The 18,288-nt window shown below is 75.4% G+C and carries 22 protein-coding genes and 1 pseudogene; 15 read left to right on the forward strand and 8 right to left on the reverse strand.

The window, feature by feature from the left end; genetic code table 11:
• Both ABZS80_RS18090 and ABZS80_RS18095 read right to left on the reverse strand, forming a co-directional pair.
• A partial coding sequence (locus ABZS80_RS18090; protein ID WP_355057138.1) for a hypothetical protein occupies positions 1–316 on the reverse strand: 316 nt, incomplete at its 3' end.
• Positions 317–353: 37 nt separating this feature from the next.
• Positions 354–1,820, reverse strand: coding sequence for a hypothetical protein (locus ABZS80_RS18095; protein WP_355057140.1), 1,467 nt, complete (start codon positions 1,818–1,820; stop codon positions 354–356).
• Between the two features lie 212 nt (positions 1,821–2,032).
• Here ABZS80_RS18095 and ABZS80_RS18100 point away from each other — a divergent pair, with 212 nt between their 5' ends.
• Positions 2,033–3,511, forward strand: a complete 1,479-nt coding sequence (locus tag ABZS80_RS18100; RefSeq protein WP_355057142.1) for a von Willebrand factor type A domain-containing protein — start codon at positions 2,033–2,035, stop codon at positions 3,509–3,511.
• Between the two features lie 46 nt (positions 3,512–3,557).
• On the opposite strand, the gene ABZS80_RS18105 is transcribed toward ABZS80_RS18100, so the two are convergent.
• Together ABZS80_RS18105 and ABZS80_RS18110 are read right to left on the reverse strand one after the other, a co-directional pair.
• Positions 3,558–4,376: a TIGR04222 domain-containing membrane protein gene (locus ABZS80_RS18105; protein ID WP_355057144.1), complete on the reverse strand. Its 819-nt coding sequence runs from the start codon at positions 4,374–4,376 to the stop codon at positions 3,558–3,560.
• A 54-nt stretch (positions 4,377–4,430) separates the two neighbouring features.
• Positions 4,431–5,978, reverse strand: a complete 1,548-nt coding sequence (locus ABZS80_RS18110; protein WP_355057146.1) for a glycosyltransferase family 39 protein — start codon at positions 5,976–5,978, stop codon at positions 4,431–4,433.
• A 98-nt stretch (positions 5,979–6,076) separates the two neighbouring features.
• Between ABZS80_RS18110 and ABZS80_RS18115 the strand changes: the two genes are divergently transcribed.
• Positions 6,077–6,562: a GNAT family N-acetyltransferase gene (locus ABZS80_RS18115; RefSeq protein ID WP_355057148.1), complete on the forward strand. Its 486-nt coding sequence runs from the start codon at positions 6,077–6,079 to the stop codon at positions 6,560–6,562.
• A 78-nt stretch (positions 6,563–6,640) separates the two neighbouring features.
• Here the strand turns inward: ABZS80_RS18115 and tnpA are convergent, their stop codons facing one another.
• The gene (tnpA, locus tag ABZS80_RS18120) at positions 6,641–7,108 is read right to left on the reverse strand and encodes an IS200/IS605 family transposase (RefSeq protein WP_355057204.1); all 468 of its coding nucleotides are present in this window, start codon (positions 7,106–7,108) and stop codon (positions 6,641–6,643) included.
• On the opposite strand from tnpA, the gene ABZS80_RS18125 reads away from it, so the two are divergent.
• The 3 genes from ABZS80_RS18125 to ABZS80_RS18135 are packed head-to-tail and all read left to right on the forward strand — an operon-like array spanning position 7,107 to position 8,924.
• A complete protein-coding gene (locus ABZS80_RS18125; RefSeq protein ID WP_355057150.1) occupies positions 7,107–7,400 on the forward strand; it encodes a DUF5997 family protein in 294 nt (97 codons plus the stop codon). The genes tnpA and ABZS80_RS18125 overlap by 2 nt on opposite strands.
• Positions 7,397–8,545: a transposase gene (locus tag ABZS80_RS18130; protein WP_355057152.1), complete on the forward strand. Its 1,149-nt coding sequence runs from the start codon at positions 7,397–7,399 to the stop codon at positions 8,543–8,545. The genes ABZS80_RS18125 and ABZS80_RS18130 overlap by 4 nt, the downstream gene beginning before the upstream one ends.
• A gap of 4 nt (positions 8,546–8,549) precedes the next feature.
• Entirely contained in the window at positions 8,550–8,924 is a 375-nt protein-coding gene (locus ABZS80_RS18135; protein ID WP_355057154.1) for a cupin domain-containing protein, read from the forward strand.
• 10 nt (positions 8,925–8,934) lie between these two features.
• Here the strand turns inward: ABZS80_RS18135 and ABZS80_RS18140 are convergent, their stop codons facing one another.
• Positions 8,935–10,170 carry an MFS transporter gene (locus ABZS80_RS18140; protein ID WP_355057156.1) on the reverse strand — a complete coding sequence of 412 codons (1,236 nt, stop codon included), beginning with the start codon at positions 10,168–10,170 and terminating at the stop codon, positions 8,935–8,937.
• A gap of 69 nt (positions 10,171–10,239) precedes the next feature.
• Between ABZS80_RS18140 and ABZS80_RS18145 the strand changes: the two genes are divergently transcribed.
• The 4 genes from ABZS80_RS18145 (at position 10,240) to ABZS80_RS18160 (ending at position 12,585) form a co-directional block, all read left to right on the forward strand.
• Positions 10,240–10,743 (forward strand): MarR family transcriptional regulator, encoded by a 504-nt coding sequence (locus ABZS80_RS18145; RefSeq protein WP_355057158.1) that lies wholly within the window; start codon positions 10,240–10,242, stop codon positions 10,741–10,743.
• 68 nt (positions 10,744–10,811) lie between these two features.
• Positions 10,812–11,378, forward strand: coding sequence for an isochorismatase family protein (locus ABZS80_RS18150; RefSeq protein ID WP_355057160.1), 567 nt, complete (start codon positions 10,812–10,814; stop codon positions 11,376–11,378).
• A 97-nt stretch (positions 11,379–11,475) separates the two neighbouring features.
• A complete protein-coding gene (locus ABZS80_RS18155) occupies positions 11,476–11,997 on the forward strand; it encodes a DUF2087 domain-containing protein (protein WP_355057162.1) in 522 nt (173 codons plus the stop codon).
• Between the two features lie 162 nt (positions 11,998–12,159).
• Positions 12,160–12,585, forward strand: a complete 426-nt coding sequence (locus tag ABZS80_RS18160; protein WP_355057164.1) for an Hsp20/alpha crystallin family protein — start codon at positions 12,160–12,162, stop codon at positions 12,583–12,585.
• A gap of 93 nt (positions 12,586–12,678) precedes the next feature.
• On the opposite strand, the gene ABZS80_RS18165 is transcribed toward ABZS80_RS18160, so the two are convergent.
• Entirely contained in the window at positions 12,679–13,713 is a 1,035-nt protein-coding gene (locus tag ABZS80_RS18165) for a YafY family protein (protein WP_355057166.1), read from the reverse strand.
• A gap of 156 nt (positions 13,714–13,869) precedes the next feature.
• Here ABZS80_RS18165 and ABZS80_RS18170 point away from each other — a divergent pair, with 156 nt between their 5' ends.
• The 4 genes from ABZS80_RS18170 to ABZS80_RS18185 are packed head-to-tail and all read left to right on the forward strand — an operon-like array spanning position 13,870 to position 16,845.
• Complete coding sequence (locus ABZS80_RS18170; RefSeq protein WP_355057168.1) at positions 13,870–14,862, forward strand: tyrosine-type recombinase/integrase; 993 nt, start codon at positions 13,870–13,872, stop codon at positions 14,860–14,862.
• Positions 14,863–14,903: 41 nt separating this feature from the next.
• Positions 14,904–15,596, forward strand: coding sequence for a helix-turn-helix domain-containing protein (locus ABZS80_RS18175; protein ID WP_355057170.1), 693 nt, complete (start codon positions 14,904–14,906; stop codon positions 15,594–15,596).
• A complete protein-coding gene (locus tag ABZS80_RS18180; protein WP_355057172.1) occupies positions 15,593–15,970 on the forward strand; it encodes a VOC family protein in 378 nt (125 codons plus the stop codon). Before ABZS80_RS18175 ends, ABZS80_RS18180 begins: the two co-directional genes overlap by 4 nt.
• 29 nt (positions 15,971–15,999) lie before the next feature.
• The gene (locus tag ABZS80_RS18185; RefSeq protein WP_355057174.1) at positions 16,000–16,845 is read left to right on the forward strand and encodes an LLM class flavin-dependent oxidoreductase; all 846 of its coding nucleotides are present in this window, start codon (positions 16,000–16,002) and stop codon (positions 16,843–16,845) included.
• A 4-nt stretch (positions 16,846–16,849) separates the two neighbouring features.
• On the opposite strand, the gene ABZS80_RS18190 is transcribed toward ABZS80_RS18185, so the two are convergent.
• Positions 16,850–17,254 (reverse strand): helix-turn-helix domain-containing protein, encoded by a 405-nt coding sequence (locus ABZS80_RS18190; RefSeq protein ID WP_355057176.1) that lies wholly within the window; start codon positions 17,252–17,254, stop codon positions 16,850–16,852.
• Positions 17,255–17,350: 96 nt separating this feature from the next.
• Between ABZS80_RS18190 and ABZS80_RS18195 the strand changes: the two genes are divergently transcribed.
• Positions 17,351–18,178, forward strand: coding sequence for an NAD(P)H-binding protein (locus tag ABZS80_RS18195; RefSeq protein ID WP_355057178.1), 828 nt, complete (start codon positions 17,351–17,353; stop codon positions 18,176–18,178).
• Positions 18,179–18,193: 15 nt separating this feature from the next.
• Positions 18,194–18,288: pseudogene (locus ABZS80_RS18200) on the forward strand (triose-phosphate isomerase); the annotation flags it as partial.

Consider the following 18,288-nt stretch of genomic DNA (forward strand, 5'->3'; position numbering starts at 1 on the left):
GGCTGCTGCGGGGCAGACCCGACAGCCCGGCCGGATCCTCGGTCGGCTGATCCGGCCAGTCGGCGGTCTGCCCGCCCGCGCCGCCGACGGACTCCCGCCGTCCGACGCCCTGCGCGTGGTACACGCCGGGCACACCGGGGTCACCCGGATCGGCCAGGCTCGTATCCACCGGCCGGCCGTCCGGGTCGGCCAGCCCCGCGCGGCGCAACATGTCGACCAGTTCGTCGTGCGGCATGCGCTCGGTGTCCGTTATTCCGGCCCCGCGCGCGATGGACCGCAGGGTGGTCAGGTCCTGATCTGCGAAGGTCTCGGCCATGCCGGTGCCTTCCCGGCGCCCGAGAGAAGGAAACCTGTCAGGCCCGTGCGCCACCCAGTCCCAACAGCACGGCCAGGCCGAGCGCGCTGCGCGGGGCGTACGGCACCCGCCACAGGCCGCCGTGCGCCGCCGCGTACGCCTCGTCCCGCCACGGGTGGTCCTGGATCGGACCGCCGCCGGTGCGCAGGTCGTGCACGAGCAGCGCGGCCATCAGGGTGTTGCTGGTGGCCGGCTCGAACACCTCGATGCCGAACCGGTGCGCCCCGGCGTACGCGGCCGCGAGAGCGCGGTTGCGCAGCACCGAGCGGGTGCGGGTGGGCGGGGCCACGGTGAACGACACGGTGGCGCCCGCGTCCCGCGCCACGGCCGCCCGCCAGCGTTGCAGCCGCTTGGCCAGCGCGTAGTTCGGCCCCTGCTGCGGCACCAGACTGTCGTTGATCCCGGGATCGGCGCCGGGCGGGTAGTTGCGGTGCAGCAGCCGGCCGCCGGAGAGCAGCCGCAGCGACCGGCGTGCCAGTCCGCGGGCGGCGTACCCGCGTTCGGCGTGGGCCACGGCCTCGGCGGGCACGGCGTACACGTCGGTGGGGGTGGCCAGGAAGGCCAGCGCGGTGTCCGGGCGGCGGCGCCCCAGGTGGACGGTGAGCGCGTCGACGGCGGTGGCGACCCGGACGTTGGTCGCGCCGTCGGCGTACACGTAGTTGCCGAGCACGAGCCGGCCGTCCAGGCCGTCGAGCCAGCGGGCGGCCTGCGGCAGGCGGTGCAGCAGGTCGGCGCCGGCGCCGGCGGCGAGGGCGGCTTCGCCGTCGCCGGTGCCGGGCCGCACCGGCAGGTGCAGCCGGCCGCCGTGCCGGTGGGCGCTGCGCAGCAGGCGGCGCCAGATCTCCGGGCGGGGCAGGTCGACCGCCATTACGTCGCCGCCCCAGCGCAGCACCGACGGCAGCGGGCCCATCTCGGCGCCCGCTCCGAGCACCACGAGCCGCTGGTCGCGCAGGTCCAACCAGTCCGGGTTGGCCTGCACCGCCCGGACGGCCTCGGCGCAGCTCGGCTCGATGACGCCCGCGTCCACCCAGGCGTCGAGGCGGCGGCGCAGGTCGTCGCCGCGCAGGCGCTGCCCGCGGTACGGCACGGACAGCTCACGCTCCACCGGGCCGGCGCCGGTCACCGTGGCGGTCTCCAGCGGCGGCTCACGGTCGGGCAGCGCGAACGCCTCGTCCAGCGCGACCTCGCCGCCGTCGGCGGGAACGTAGCGCATCCGGGCGTGCAGGCCGGCGAGCCCGTCCCGGGCGACGGTGAGCGCGGCCTCGCGGGAGAGCAGGCCGGCCTCGACGAGCCGGCGGAAGTGACCGAGGTAGCCGTGCCGCCAGTCGGTCTCGTGCTCGGCGGAGCGGGCGCCGACCGGGTCCACCGCGCGCAGGGCGTCGGCGACCACGGCCCGCCCCAGCGCGGTCGTGCTGCGCCGGCCGTCGCCGGTCGCGGGGAACACCACCCCGGTCGGGCCGTCCACGGCTCACCTCCTGCTCGTACCGGCCGCCGCCGGCCGTGCGCCCACTCTGCCCCATGGACGGCGCGGCCGCCCGCCCGGGCGCTCAGGTAACGGCCCGCGCACGGATCGGTCACGAGGGTCGCGCTTGGGTATCGGCTCGGCCACGGCGGGATCCGCCGCGTCGTCGCCCTGCGTCAATGGCCATGACCCGTCCCCAGCCCCTTGGAGGAACCATGGTCCACCTGAGACGGTCGGTGCTGCTGCTGGCGGCGCTGGCGACCACCGTGACGGCCGGCGCCTGCACGGCCGACGGCGGCGGGCAGCGCAGCGACGCGGCCCACGGGCCGGTCCGCCCGGATTCCGGCGCCCCCTGGTCCGGTGACGAGACCCGGGCCTCCGACGACCCGCTCTCCACCTTCGCCGTCGACGTCGACACCGCGTCGTACGGCTACGCCCGGCGGCTCATCATGGACGGCCGGCTGCCGGAGCGCGGCACGGTGCGGCCGGAGGAGTTCGTCAACTCGTTCCGCCAGGACTACCCGCAGCCCGCCGGGGACGGCTTCGCCGTGCACGTCGACGGCGCCCGCCTGCCGGAGACCCAGGAGGCCGGCGGCGACGAGCGGCTGCTGCGGGTCGGCCTGCAGACCCGCGCCGAGGACGGGGATCGCCGCCCCGACGCGGCGCTCACCTTCGTCATCGACGTCTCCGGGTCGATGGGCGAGCCGGGCCGGCTCGACCTGGTGCGCGACGCCCTGCACACGCTGGTGGACCAGTTGCGTCCCACCGACTCCATCGCCGTGGTCGAGTTCAGCGACGAGGCCCGGGTGGTGCGGGAGATGACGCCGGTCGCCGACGCCCGGCCGCTGCACGCGGCGATCAGCTCGCTGCACACCCGGGACAGCACCAACCTGGAGGCCGGCCTGGTGCTCGGCTACCGGGTGGCCCGGGACGGCTTCCGCCACGGCCGGACGAACCGGGTGATCGTGCTCTCCGACGGGCTGGCCAACGTCGGCAGCACCGAGGCCGAGCCGATCCTGCGCCGGGTACGCGCCGAGGCGGAGAAGCAGATCGCCCTGCTCGGCGTGGGCGTCGGCAGCAGCTACGGCGACGAGCTGATGGAGCAGCTCGCCGACCGGGGCGACGGTTTCGCCGTCTACGTCAGCGAGCGGGATCAGGCCCGTGAGGTGTTCGTCCGGCAGTTGCCGGCCACGCTGAGCGTGCGGGCGCTGGACGCCAAGGTGCAGGTGACCTTCGCGCCGCAGGCGGTGCGCTCCTACCGGCTGGTCGGCTACGACAACCGGGCCGTGGCCGACGAGGACTTCCGCGACGACCGGGTCGACGGCGGCGAGGTCGGCCCCGGGCACAGCGTCACCGCGCTGTACGCGGTCCGGCTCGCCGAGGGCGCGGCCCCCTCCGACCGGATCGCTCAGGTGCAGGTGCGCTGGACCGACCCGGCCGACCGGACCCCGGCCGAGACGTACGGGTCGGTGACCGTCGCCGACGTGCAGCGCGGCTTCGCCACGGCGTCGCCGCGGCTGCGGGCCTGCTACGCGGCGGCCTGGTTCGCCGAGACGTTGCGGGGTGCGGAGTCCGACGGGTCGGTCCGGCTGGCCGACCTCGCCGCCATCGCGGACGGGGCGGCAGCCGCCACCGAGGACGCCGAGGTGCGGGACCTGGCGCGGGTGATCCGGTCCGCTGACGAGCTGCGCTGAGGGGTGAGGGGCCGGCGCCGGGCAGGGGAGGCGCCGGCCCGTCGGGTCAGCGGCGGGCGGGTTTCGGCTCTGGGGCGGGGCGGTTGCGTTCCGGGTCGACTCCGACCTGCAGGGCGAAGCTCGGGTCGACGGCGAGCAGCGGGCGCGGCCCGAACAGCGCCATGGCGGTCAGTAGTTGGTCGGCGCCCCGCTCCCGCCAGGTCGGCCGCCGCTGCGGGTCCAGCTCGGCGTGCTCCCGGCGCTGCCGGCGCAGCAGTCGGCGGGCGGCCGCGCCGGTCTCCGGTACCTCGCACAGCCACCAGCCGCCCAGCGCGGTGGCGAGGCAGCACAGCAGCAGGCCCACCACGGAGGCCGGGCCACCGGCGTCCCGCCCCTCGACGGCGCTCTCCACCAGCCGGGTCACCCCGACCGCGGCGACCGCGAACAGCGGCAGGGTGCCCAGCGCGATGCGTCGTCGCTGCGCCGGGGTGAGCAGCCAGCCGTCCCGGAGGAGCCGGCCGACCAGCCGGCGCAGCGCACGGCCGACACCGGGGTCGGCGAGCACCGCGGCCCAGGTCTGCGGCCGGCGCAGCGCGGCGTGCAGGGCGCGGACCAGCGCGGGCGACCGGGGTGGCGGCGGGCCGTCCACCGACAGGGTGGCCAGCTCGCCGAGGCGTACCACGCCGGCGCGGTGCAGCGCGGCCACGCCCACCTGGCAGGCCAGCAGGGCGCGGTCGGTGAGGTAGGCCAGCTCGACCGCGTCCGGGAGGTCGCCGCGGGCCCGCCGGCCGGTCAGTTCCCGGGCCGCGAGCGCGACGGCGACGGCCACGGCGACCGCCCCCAGGTAGTCGAGGAGGAAGAGCGGTCCGCTGACACCCCAGAGCATGGCGACAAGTATGGCCCGGCCCCACCGGTCGCCCGGCGCCCGTGCGCCCGCCGCTCAGGAGGCGTGGCTCACCTCACTGTCCCAGATCTGCGACCAGGGGCGGCGCAGGCCGCGGCAGACGAAGATCGGCCCGCCGTTCTCGTCGTTGTCCACGTCGACGCGCTGGTCGACCCGGCCGGCCTCGGTGACCTCGGTGAACCAGGCGCGCAGCGGGTCGGGGCGCTCCCAGCCGACGACGATCACCACGTCGGCGTCGTCGGCCGGCCGGCCGAACCCGGCCATGCTGTTGTGCCCGGAGTAGGCCCGGGGCAGGCCGCGGGCCGGGCCGTAGCGGGCCAGCGCGCCGGCCTCGCCGTAGTTGCCGGTGAGCACGACCACCCGGTCGCGCTCACCGGGCGGCAGGCCCCGGTGCACGGCGGCGACCGAGTCGGCGAACGCCGGCCAGCCGATGGTCTCGCCCGCGTCGTAGTTGACGTCGACCACGAAGCCGGGGAGCCGGTCGGCGGGCAGGGTGGGCAGCAGCAGGATCGCGCTGCTGGCGACCATCAGGGCGGCGGCCGTGGCGAGCAGCGCCTGCCGGGCCCGGGCCGCGCCGCGCCGGGCCCAGTCGGCGGTGACCACCGCGCCGGCCGCGGTGAGCACCAGCAGCAGCGGGGCGTCGTAGTAGCCCTTGCCGCCGGCGAGCACGACGATCGCGAACACCACGAGCCAGGCCCAGCCGAGCGCCCGGTACGCCGCCCAGCCGGGCCGGCGCAGCAGCGCCACGAGGCCGGCGATCCACACCGGGGTGGCGAACGGGCTGATGATGAGCATCTGGAGCACGATCGCGTCGACCCGGCCGCTGTAGGAGCTGTCGCCGCCGGCGATGGACGAGGCCACCGAGAGCTGGGGGAAGCCGTGCGCGGCCTGCCAGGCGAGGTAGGGCACGGCGAGCAGGACGGCGACGCCGGCGGCGGCCAGCACCCACCGGTCGCGCAGCAGCCGGCGCGGCCCGGCGATGAGCACCCCGGCCAGCAGACCGACGGCGAGCAGCCCGGGCAGCAGCTTGTTGACCATGCCCACGCCGAGCGCCAGGCCGATGCCGAGCGCCCAGCGGCTGTCGCCGGTGCGCAGCAACCGCACCGCGCACCAGGCCGCGACGAGCCAGACCAGCAGGTCGACGGTGGTCGTGCTGAGCAGGTGACCGGCGGCCAGCACCACCCCGGCCGCGGCGGCCAGCACGGCGGCGGCCAGCTGGGTGCCGCGGCCCGCGCCGAACTCCCGGGCGATCGCCGCGACCAGCACCACGGCCGCGCCGGCGATCAGCGCCGACGGGGTGCGCAGGAGCACCAGGTTGCCGGGCGCGAGGGTGTCGGCCAGCCGCGCGAGGGCGGGCACGAGCGGGCCCTGGTCGACGTAGCCCCAGTCGAGGTGCCGGCCGCAGAGCAGGAAGTAGAGCTCGTCGCGGTGGTAGCCGTAGCGGCCAGCGAGCAGCAGCAGCACGGCGGTGACGGCCCCGCCGACCAGCCAGGGCGCGGCGGTGCGCGGCCCGGGTGGCGGGGTCGTCGGCGGGGCGGACGCCCCGGCGTCGGGGCGGTCGAGGTCGGTGACGGGTTCGGCCACCTGTCCATGATGGTCCCGCCGCGCCATCTCGCGCTGCCCCGCGCCGCCGGGACGGAAATCGGTATCCGGCCGCATCCCGCCCGGCTAGCGTGCGCGGGATGCGCATCCGGGAGTACGCCGAGACCGACTGGGACCAGGTCCGGCCGATCGTCGAGGACGTCATCGCCGCCCAGGAGACCTTCCCCTACGACCCGGCTTGGCCGGCCGAGGTGGTCCACGAGGTGTGGGTGGAGCGGCCGCCGGGCCGCACGGTGGTCGCCGAGGAGGACGGCACGGTGCTCGGCACCGCCAAGATGGGCGCCAACCGGCCGGGGCCGGGCGCGCACGTGGCCACCGCGAGCTTCATGGTGGCCGCCGGCGCCCGGGGCCGCGGGGTCGGCCGGGCGCTGTGCGAGCACGCCCTGGACTGGGCCCGGCGGCAGGGCTTCGCCGCGATGCAGTTCAACGCGGTGGTCGAGACCAACACGACGGCAGTCGCGCTGTACCGGCGGCTCGGCTTCACGGTGGTCGGCACCGTGCCGGAGTCCTTCGCGCACCCCACGCTCGGGCGGGTGGGGCTGCACGTCATGCACCGTCCCCTGTGAGCGCCGTCGCTGCGCGAGGACGGGCCGATGAGCCCTGAGCCGATCGAGCTGGCGGCTTCAGGGCCGGGAGGAATCGCGTCACGGACTGGGACGTTTGTGGTCGGCGATGTACTGCTTGATCACTGCGAGGGGTGCTCCGCCGCACGAGCCGGCGAAATAGGACGGGGACCACAGGTGCCCGTGCATGATGGCCTGGTTGACCTGGCCGGTGAACTCCTTGCGCAGGTAGTGCGTCGAGACGCCCTTGAGCCGGTTGACCAGGGTGGAGATGGGCAGCTTGGGCGGGTAGTACACGAGCAGGTGGACGTGGTCCTCTTCCCCGTTGAACTCGCGTAGCTCGGCGCCGAGCCCTTCGCACACGTCCCGCATGACCTGTTCGCAGTAGGTGAGCATGGCGTCGTTGAGCATGCCCCGTCGATACTTCGTGACAAAGACAAGATGTACGTGCAGGTTGTATACGACGCTGCGACCTCGGCGAACGTCCGGATCAGGAACCCATCTAGGTGACACAGACAAGACGGTAGCATCGTGTACTGTGGACCACATGACCACCAAGGCGGCCAAGCCCGCCGTTGTCCACCCTCGCGAGGTGGCGAAACGGCTGGGAGTGAGCCGGGGAACGCTGCGACGTTGCGGACAGGACTTCAGCCGGACCGTCGAGCAGATCGCCGATCTACTCAGCGACAAGCCGCAGTGGCTGATCGACGGGCAAGCAGCAACCGCCGCCAGGAAGCGGCAGCAGCGTGACGCCGCCGCCCTGCGCGAGAGGCGCGACCAACAGGAGTCGGACCGCGCCCAGCGGATGCTGTGGGCATACAAGGACGGCTACGCCGGGTGAAGATCGTCGTGCAGGTCAGGTTGTTCCCCGACGTCGCCCAAAAGGCGGCGTTGCGGGCCACGCTGGACCTGTGCAACGCCGCCGCCGACCTGGCCTCGGCCGAGGCGTTCCAGCGGCGGGTGTTCGCCAAGCAGTCGTTGCAGCGGCTGACCTACGGCGGGTTGAAGGACATGGGGTTGTCGGCGCAGCCGGCGATCCACGTGGCCCGCAAGGTCGCCGGGGCGTACGCCACCCTGAAGGCGAACATCCGGGCCGGGAACCTCGGCAAGCCCGGCTCGAAACGGCGAGTGAAGGCCGAGAGCAAACCGATCACATTCCGCCGGGACGCGGCGCAGCCGTTCGACGACCGCTGCCTGTCCTGGCAGCTCACCGACCACACCGTGTCGATCTGGGCTGTCGGCGGCCGGCTGAACAAGGTCCCGTTCGCCTGCTCCGACGCCCAGCTTGCCACCCTGACTGTGCACCGCAAGGGCGAGTCCGACCTGGTGTGCCGGGACGGCAAGTGGTACCTGTACGCCACCTGCGACATCCCCGAGGTTGAGACCAAGGAACCGGACGGGTTCCTTGGCGTCGACCTGGGCATCGCCAACATCGCCACCACCGACGACGGCACCCGGTTCTGCGGCAAAGGGCTGAACCGGGTCAGGCACCGCAACCAGCGCCTACGCGCCAAGCTCCAGAAGATCGGCACCAAGTCCGCCAAACGGCTGCTGAAGAAGCGGTCCCGCAAGGAAGCCCGGTTCGCCGCCAACACCAACCACACCATCGCCAAACGCATCGTGACCGACGCCGAACGCACCGGCCGCGGCATCGCCCTGGAAGACCTGGGCGGCATCCGCGACCGGGTACGGCTCCGACGGCCCCAGCGGGTCACGCTGCACTCGTGGACGTTCCACCAGCTCGGCACGTTCGTCGTCTACAAGGCGGCCCGCGCCGGCGTGGCCACCGTCTACGTCGACCCGGCGTACACCTCGCAGGGCTGCTCGCACTGCGAGCACATCGCCAAAGCCAACCGGCCTAACCAATCCACCTTCCGGTGCACGTCGTGCGGCTTCGCTGAGCACGCCGACGTGAACGCAGCCCGCAACATCGCCAAGCGCGGCGTTGCCGGCTGGGCAGCAGTCAGCCTGCCGAACGCGGCGTGATCTCGTGCTCATCACCACGAACCATCACGATCCGCAAGCTCGGTCCTTCAGGGCCGAGAAGCTGACCGACTACGACGTCCGGATCGCCAAGGTGGCCGGCGAGCACGTCTGGCACGCCCACGACCACACCGACGAGTTCTTCCTGGTCCTCGACGGCGAGCTGCGCATCGCCCTGCGCGACGGGGCGGGCGGTGCGGAGCGCGAGGTGGTGCTGCCGCGCGGCGCGGTGTTCGTGGTGCCGCGCGGGGTGGAGCACCGGCCGTCCGCGCCGGACGGCGCGTCGATCCTGATGTTCGAGCCGTCCGGCACGTCCAGCGTCGGGGAGCGGCACGACGAGGTGCCCGGGCACGTGGACGCCACCGTGGGGCACCGCCTCTGACCGGCCCGCCTCAGCGCCCCGCCGGCGCGGGCTCCGCGGCGGCCGGCGGGGTCGGGGCCGGCCAGCCCAGCCGGCGTACGCCGGGGACGGCGGCCGTCCCGACGCAGGCGACCAGGACCAGCACCCCGGCCACGGCGAGCGGGACGGGGGCGCCCCAGGCCCCGGCGGCGAGCGGGGCGAGGGCGTACCCGAGCGGCATGGCGCCCAGCGACATCAGCCAGTCGTACGAGGTGACCCGGGCGAGCACCTCGGGCGGGAACTGGCCCTGCACGACGGTCTCCCAGATCGGGTTGAGGAAGCCGAGGGCGATCAGCGCGAGGCAGTAGGCGGTGATGGTCACCGGGGCGGGCGCGGCGGCGGCGAGCAGCAGCAACGGCGCCGCGTACGTGGCGAGGGCCAGGTTGCCGAGCAGCACCGGCCGGCGGGGGCGGGCCCGGGCGGCGAGCAGCGACCCGGCGAGCAGGCCGATCGCGCCGGCCTGCTGGAGCAGCACCCAGACGCCCTCGCCGCCGAGGCGGTCCACGGCGACGACCGGGCCCAAGGTGAGCAGCACCGCGGCGGCGCCGTTCCAGACGCCGTGGGCGATCAGGCTGGTCCAGTACCAGTCGCGGGCGCGGACCTCGCGCCAGCCGAACACCAGGTCGGCGCGGAGCGACCGGTGCGGGACGGGCACGTGCCGTACCTGGATGACGGCCAGCAGCGCGGCGCTCACGGCGAACGAGGCGGCGTCCAGCACGAAGGCCCAGCCCGGTCCGGCGGTCCAGACCAGCAGCCCGGCCAGGGCCGGGCCGGCCAGCCGGCTGGCGTTGCCGGTGGCGCCCATCAGCGCGTTGGCCCGCTGCCGGCCGTCGGCGTCGACGGTGCCGGCGACCAGCGGGGACGATGTCGGCATGGCGAACGCCGAGGCCGCGCCGCCGACGGCGGAGGCCACCGCGAGGTGGGCCAGGGCGGGGGCGCCGCCGAGCAGCTCGATGCCGACGACCAGTTGGGCCACGCAGCGCACCAGGTCGGTGCCGAGGGCGACGCGGCGGGCGTCGAAGCGGTCGGCGACCACCCCGCCGAGGGGGAGCAGCAGCAGCCGGGGCACCATCGCGCAGCCGAGCACCACGGCGAGGGCGGCGGTCGAGCCGGTGGCCCGGAGCACGGCCAGGGCCAACGCGGTGGGGACCACGGCGTCGCCGACCGCGGAGACGGTGCGGCCGAGGAACAGCAGGCGGAAGGCGGGGAGCCGGAGGGGATGCGTCACCCGGGTAGAGTACTTCGACGTCGAATATTTAGACAACGAATATTTCAGCGTCGGCGTACCGTTGATCGGGTGACCGACCGCGACCCCGTCGACCAGCACATCGAACGCTGGCTGCCCGTGGTGCCCGACCTGGACCCCGACGTGGAGGGGGCGGTCGTCCGGATGTTGCTGCTCAGCCGGCACCTGCGCGAGGTGAAGGACCGGGCGCTGGCCGAGCTGGACCTCCAGGAGAAGGAGTACGGCACCCTGCACGCCCTCGCCGGCCGGGGCGGCCGGGCGGCGCCCTCGGAGATCGCCGGCGACCTGCGGATGGCGCCCGCCTCGATCACCGCGCGAGTGGACGCGCTGGTCCGCCGGGGCTTCGTCCGGCGGATCCCGTCCGAGGTGGACCGCCGCCGGATCGACGTGGAACTCACCGACGCCGGCCGGGCCGCCTGGCGGCGGGCCATCGGGGTGGTCGGCGACGAGGAGCTCCGGGTCTTCGGGGCGCTGACCCCGGACGAGCGGCGGACCCTGTCCGGGCTGCTCCGCCGGGTCACCCTGGCGGCCGGGCCGCCCCCGGGCCGGATCTGACCGGCCGACGTGTCGGTGGCCGGGGCTAGGTTGGTCACCACGAGCCGACACCCGCCCGGGGAGGCGCCATGAGCACGCTCGTCGACCGACCGCACACCGCCCTGCTCGTCATCGACGTGCAGAACGGCGTCGTGCGGCACGCCCACGACCGGGACCGGGTGGTCGGCAACATCGCCGCCCTCGTCGACCGGGCCCGCGCCGCCGGGGTCGAGGTGGTCTGGGTGCAGCACCGCAGCGAGGACCTGCCCACCGGCAGCGAACAGTGGCAGTACGTGCCCGAGCTGGTGCGCCGCGACGGCGAGGCGCTGGTGCACAAAGCCTGGGGCGACTCCTTCGAGGAGACCGACCTGGAGTCGGTCCTCGCCACGCGCGGCGTCGGCCGGCTGGTCGTGACCGGCGCGCAGACCGACGCGTGCATCCGGTCCACGCTGCACGGCGCGATCACCCGCGGCTACGACGCGACGCTGGTCGCCGACGCCCACACCACCGAGGACCTCTCCGCCTACGGCGCCCCGCCGCCGGAGCAGGTCATCGCCCACACCAACCTCTACTGGCGCTACCACTCCGCACCCGGCCGCACCGCCGGCACGGTCGACACCGCCGACGTCGACTTCGCCGCGCCGGTCCCCGCCTGAGCCGGGCCGCCACGCCGCGCCGGCACCCCGCTGGACGCCGCGCGACCGGCGGAAAACCCGTGGCCGCGCGGGGGCGGGCGCTGGCAGGCTGCCCGTCATGAGTGCACAGGCCCTCGCGGGGGCGCTCGCCGACGAGCGCCGCCGCGCCGTCTTCGCCGCGATCGTGCTCGGCGCCGCCGACATCCCCGCCGTCGTGTCCCGGACCGGGCTGTCCGCCCGGGACGCCGCCACCGCCGTCCGCCGGCTCACCGACGTCGGCGTGCTGGCCGACGACGGGACCGGGCTGCGCGTCGACGGCCAGCGGCTGCGGGACTTCGCCCGTGCCGGCGGCCCGCCCTCCCCGGCGCCGGCCGCGAACCCCCGCGAGACGATCCTGCGCACGTTCCTGCGGGACGGCACGCTGACCCGGCTGCCCGCCCAGCGGGGCCGCCGCCGGGTGCTGCTGGAACACATCACCGAGCGCTCCTTCGAGCCGGGTGTGCGGTATCCGGAACGGGCCGTGGACGACGCGCTGCGCCGGTGGTGCGAGGGCGGCGAGGCCGACCATGTGAGCCTGCGCCGCTACCTGGTCGACGACCTGCTGCTCACCCGCGAGCAGGGCGTCTACTGGCGACCGTGAGCGTTGACCCGCGGCCGGTGAGCACCCCGTTGCGGCGGTCGGAGAAGCCGCTCCCGGCCCGGGTTGACGGCGCCGCCGTGGCGCGCTAAAACAGGAATCGGAACTTGAGTCAGCCTGACTCAACTCGACACCTTCGGCCAGGAGAACCGAGGAGGCACGACCATGTTGATGCGTACCGACCCGTTCCGCGAGATCGACCGGCTCACCGAGCAGTTCTTCGGCACCACGGCCCGGCCGGCGGTCATGCACCTCGACGCCTACCGCGACGGCGACTTCTTCTACGCCGCCTTCGACCTGCCCGGCGTCGACCCGGACAGCATCGACTGCACGGTGGAGCGCAACGTGCTGACCGTCCGCGCCGAGCGGCGCCGGGCCGGCGGCGACAACGTCGAGCTGGTCGCGGCCGAGCGGCCGATGGGCACCTTCACCCGTCAGCTCTTCCTCGGCGACACCCTCGACACCGACCGGCTGGAGGCCGGCTACGAGAACGGGGTGCTGACCCTGCGCATCCCGATCTCCGAGCGGGCCAAGCCGCGCCGGATCGCGGTCACCGCGGCGGGCAACGGCCGCCGCGAGATCCGCGCCTGACGAGGCCCGCCGGGAGGCGGGAGCCCGATGTGGCGCCGCCGGCGGACGAAGGACCTGACGGAGCGCGCCGGGGAAGGTGAGGGCGCGGGACCGTCAGGGTGCCGTGGGCGCGGGGGTGGCCGGAGACACGGCCGCCCCCGCCGGCGTCTGCGGGGCCGCCGGGTAGAGCCGGGCCAGGGCGTGCGCCGTGGCGGTGAGGCGTTCGCGCAGCTCGGCCGGCGCCAGCACCTCCACCTCGGCGCCGAGCTTCAGCAGCTCGGTGTGGGCGTGCCGCACCGACTCGATCGGCACGGTGGTCTCCAGCCAGCCGTCCGGTCCGGGCTCGCCGGCCGCCGCGCGGGCCGCCCGGCTCATCTCCGGCGGGAAGACGTACGGCATGAACTCCAGCGCGGCCACGGTCAGCCGGATCCGGGCCCGGTCCCGGTAGACGTCCCGCTCGTAGCGCTCGGTCCACTCCCGCCAGTAGTCGGCCAGGTCGAAGTCGGCGGGCCGCTCGTAACGCTCGTCGCGGATCAGCACGTCGAGGACCGCGCCGACCCGGTACGTGCGCAGCTGCTCGTCGCAGCGGCCCACCAGATACCACCGCCCCGCCTTGAGCACCACACCCAGCGGGGCGACCACCCGGGTCACCTCGCGCGGGGCACGCCAGCGCCGGTAACGCATCTCCACCAGCCGGTCCTCCCACACGGCCCGGGCCAGCGCGGCCAGGTGCGGGGTGAGTTCGGGGTGCCGGAACCAGCCGGGCGCGTCCAGGTGGAACCGCTGCCGGGCCCGGCCACCCCGGTCGGCCAGCTCGTCGGGGAGCGCAGCGAGCACCTTCAGCTCGGCGGCCGCCACCACCGGCCCGAGGCCCAGGTCGGCGGCCGGGCCGGGCATGCCGGCCAGGAACAGCGCCTCGGCCTCCGGCGCGGTCAGCCCGGTCAGGCGCGTCCGGTAGCCCTCCAGCAGCCGGTAGCCGCCGGCCGGGCCCCGGTCGGCGTACACCGGGACGCCGGCGGCGCCGAGCGACTCGACGTCGCGGTAGACGGTCCGGACCGACACCTCCAGGGCGTCGGCGAGCTCCTGGGCGGTCATCCGGCCTCGCGTTTGCAGGAGCAGCAGCAGGGAGACCAGGCGGCTGGCACGCACGCCGTGACGGTATCCCGCTTCGGAGGACTCCCGGCGGTCCGGCCGGTCGAAGCCGACCGACCGCCGCGCGGAGGCGGCCCGGCCGGTGGAGGCGGCGGGGAGATCGTCGGGCGCGCCTTGTCGCGAATCGCCCGGCGGGCTGAGAGCCTTTCTCACATGCTGCGTCCCGAGGTGCTGCCCCGCGGATCGGTCCCCGCCGCACTGGGCGGCGGGCCGACCGATTTCACCGAGGCGTGGCTGCGCAACCGGAGGCTGTCCGAGCACACCCGGGACGCGTACCGGCGGGACGTCGCCGGCTGGCTGAGCTGGTGCGCCGGCCGGGGCCTCGACCCGCTGCGGGCCAGCTTCCTCGACGTCAACGCCTACGGGCGGGAGCTGGAGTCCACGCCGCGCGGGCGGGGCGGCCGGCCGCTCACCCCGGCCACCGTGGCCCGCCGCCTGTCGGCCCTGTCGAGCTGGTACGACTTCCTGGTCAAGCTGCGCGCCCTGGAGGCCAACCCGGTGGCCGCCGCGGACCGTCCGCGGGTCGACCGGGACCACTCGGCCACGATCGGGCTCACCCCCGACGAGGTCGACGCGCTGCTGGCCGCCGCCGACGCGGACACGGGTCCGACGGCCGCCCGCAACCGGGCCGCCATCGCGCTCCTGGCCGACCTGGGGCTACGGGTCGGCGAGCTGGTCTCGCTGGACCTCGCCGACCTGGGCGCCGAGCGCGGGCACCGCAGCGTCCGGTTCGTCGGCAAGGGCGGCAAGGTCCGCCGGCGCGCACTCACCCCCGGCACCGCGTACGCCATCGACGCCTACCTGGCGGGGCGGGCCGCGGCCGAGGGGGTGAGCGTGTCGGAGCTGACCGGTCCGCTGCTGGCCACCGCGACCGGCGGGCGGCTGGACCGGCACGCGGTGTTCCGGCTGGTGCGCCGGCTCGCCCAGGCCGCCGGGATCCCCGCCTGGGCGAAGCTGTCCCCGCACTCGTTGCGGCACGCGTTCGCCACGACGGCCCGCGCCGAGGGGGTGCCGCTGGAGGACGTGCAGGACGCCATGGGGCATGCCGACCCGCGCACCACCCGCCGCTACGACCGGGACCGGCACAACCTGGACCGTGACCCGGCGTACGCGATCTGGGCCGCCCGCGCCCGGCGGCGCGGATAACCGCTTGACGGAGTGAGTACTCACTCCGCAGGCTGTCCGGCATGACCGATCCACAGCCATGCCGGCGCCGCGCCCCCGGCATGAGCCCCGACGAGCGCCGGGCGATGATCGTGCGGGCCGCGCTGCCCCTGCTCGCCACGCACGGGGCGGCGGTCACCACCGCGCAGGTGGCCCGCGCCGCCGGCATTGGCGAGGCGACCGTCTTCCGTGCCTTCCCCGACAAGGGCACCCTGCTCGACGCCGCCGTCGCCGATGCGTTGCGCCCCGACACCGCGCTCGCCGAGCTGGCCGCGATCCCGCTGGACCAGCCGCTGGCCGACCGGCTCACCGCCGCCGCCACGGCGCTGCTGGCCCACCTGGACCGGCTCGGCGCGGTGCTCGCCGTCGCCCACACCGCCGGCCGCCCCGGCCGTCGCCGGCGGGCCGCGGCCGGGGATCACCGGCCGCCCGACAGCGCCGCCGGGGGCCGCCGGGCCGCAACCGGGGACCAACCGCCGCCCGACGGCGCCGCCCGCCAGGAGTCGGTGACCGCCACCCGGGCGGCGGTCGCGGCCCTGTTCGCCCCGGAAGGGGATCGGCTGCGGCTGCCGGCCGACCGGCTGGCCGCCCTGTTCCTCGCCGTCCTGCTGCCCGGCCGTCCGCCACTGGGGGACGACCGGCCCACCCCGACCGAGCTGGTCGACCTGTTCCTGCACGGCGCGCTCGCGCCGGCCGCTCCCGAGGAGAGTCGATGATGACCGTCACCCTCAACCACACCATCGTCCCGGCCCGCGACCACCACGCCGCCGCCCGGTTCTTCGCCGACGTGATGGGTCTGCCGGTGCTGCCGCCCGCGGGCCGGCACGGCCACTTCGCCCCGGTCCGGGTCAACGACCAGCTCACCCTGGACTTCATGAGCGTTCCCGCGCCGGAGGGGCACCACCTGGCCTTCGACGTCGACCCGGCCACCTTCGACGGAATCCTGGCCCGGCTGCGCGCCGCCGGCGTGCCCTACGGCAGCGAGCCGGGGGAGCCGGACAACGGGCGCACCGACCATCCGCTGTGCGCCCGGGGACTGTTCTTCCGCGACGGGGCGGGCAACCTCTTCGAGGTGATGTCACCGGCCTGACCGTCGTACCCCGGCCGTAGGGTGCCGGGATGCGGCACGGGCTGGAGATCTCCTGCGGAGGCGCCTCGGTGACGGTGTCCGACCTGGTCGCGCTCGGCGAGCTGGCCGAGCTGGCCGGCTGGGACGGGGTGTTCCTGGAGGACTACCTCATCCACCACGCCGGGGACGACCCGCCGACCTGGGATCCCTGGCTGGTGCTGGCGGCGGTGGCCGGCCGCACCGACCGGGTCCGGCTGGGCACCACGGTGACCGCGCTGCCCCGGCGCCGCCCGGCCAAGCTGGCCCGCGAGGTGCTCACCCTCGACCACCTCTCCGGCGGGCGGGCCGGCGTCGCGGTGGGTGTCGGTGACCCGGCCGACCGGGGGCTCGCCGCGTTCGGCGAGCCGACCGACGTGAAGACCCGCGCCGCGATGCTCGACGAGGGCCTCGACCTGCTGGTCGGGCTGCTCGGCGGCGAGCGGGTCACGCATCGGGGCACGCACTACCGGGCCGACGGGGTGGCGCTGCGGCCCGCGCCCGTGCAGTCGCCCCGGGTGCCGGTCTGGGTCGGTGGCAGCCTGCAGGCCGGGGCCGTGCTGCGGCGGGCCGCCCGCGCGGACGGCATCGTGCCCTACAAGCTGACCGACACGGCCGGCTGGTCCGACGTGACTCCCGACGAGGTGCGCGACCTGGTCGCCGCGCTGCCGGCGACCCGCGCCGACGGCCAGCCGTTCGACGTGGCGATCGGTGGCCGGCGGCGGCGACCCGACGAGCGGGCCGAGCGGTCCTACCTGGCGGAGCTGGCGGCGGCCGGCGCGACGTGGTGGCTGGAGTACGTCCCGGCGGGTGACCCGACCGACATGCGGGCCGCGGTCGCCCGCGGTCCCCTGCGCTGACCGTTCAGCGCCCGCGCGACGGCCGCTGGCGGGCGTCGTAGTCCTGGCGGGCCTGCTCGACCCGGTCGAGGTGGCCGGCCGACCACTGCGCCAGGTGGGCGAAGAGCGGGGCCAGGCTGCTCCCCAGCTCGGTGATCTCGTATTCCACCCGGGGTGGGACCTCGGCGTGGTAGGTGCGCCGCACGAGGCCGTCGCGTTCGAGTTGCCGCAGCCGCTGGGTGAGCACCTTCGGGGTGATGGTGACGAGCCGCCGTTCCAGCTCGACGAAACGCTGCCGGCCGTATTCGTGCAGGGCCCAGAGGATCGGCGTGGTCCAGCGGCTGAACACGAGGTCGACCACCGGGGCGATCGGGCAGGCCTGCTCCGGGTCACCGCCGGTCCGGGGCTGCCCGATGGTGCTGCTGCTCACAGTTCCTCCCGAAGCCGTTACTTTCCTCTAGGTACCTACTATACCGAGGAGATTACCGTGCTCGGTGTTCACATCAGACACCGAGAGGGGCACATCATGATCGTGGTTACCGGCGCGACGGGGAACGTCGGACGGCCGCTGGTGCGGGCTCTGGCCCGGGCGGGTGAACCGGTGACGGCCGTGTCCCGGCGCGTCTCGGCGGCGGATCTGCCACCGGGCGTACGGGCGGTCCGCGCCGACCTGGCCGACCCGGCCGGGCTGAAGGCGGCGTTCGACGGCGCCGAGGCGTTGTTCCTGCTGTTCACCGGCGAGCAGGTGACCGGCGGCGCGGACCCGGGCGCCATCCTCGACACCGCGCGGCAGGCCGGCGTACGCCGGGTGGTCCTGCTGTCCTCGCAGGGCGTCGCCACGAAGCGCTATCCACCGGAGCAGGAGGAGGCGGTCCGCGCGTCCGGGCTGGAGTGGACGGTGCTGCGGCCGGCCGGCTTCCACTCCAATGCCCTCGCCTGGGCGCCCGGGGTGCGCTCCGGGCGGGTCGTGCACGCGCCCTTCGGCGATGTGGCGCTGCCGAGCGTCGACCCGGCCGACATCGCCGAGGTGGCGGCGATCGCGCTGCGCGAACGCCGCCACGCCGGCGGCACCTACGAGCTGACCGGCCCCGCGGCGGTCTCGCCCCGGGAGCGGGCGGCGGCGCTCGCGGCGGCGCTCGGCGAGCCGGTCCGGTTCGTCGAGCAGACCCGGCAGGAGGCGCGGGAGCAACTGCTGGCGTTCATGCCGGAGCCGGTGGTGGCGGCGACCCTGGGCATCCTGGGCACGCCGTCGCCGGCTGAGCAGCGGGTCAGCCCGGACGTCGCGCGGCTGCTCGGCCGGGCGCCGCGCGACTTCGCCGACTGGGCGGCGCGGCACGTCGCCGACTTCCGCTGACGGGTCCCGCCGGCCCGCCGGGCGACCCCGGAGGACGCCCAGGAGGTCTGCGGCGAGGTGCGCAAGCGCCTGGTGGAGACCTTCGGCCAGGACACCGCCGACCAGGTCCG

Source organism: Micromonospora sp. NPDC005305 (assembly GCF_040607315.1).
Classification (GTDB): Bacteria; Actinomycetota; Actinomycetes; order Mycobacteriales; family Micromonosporaceae; genus Micromonospora.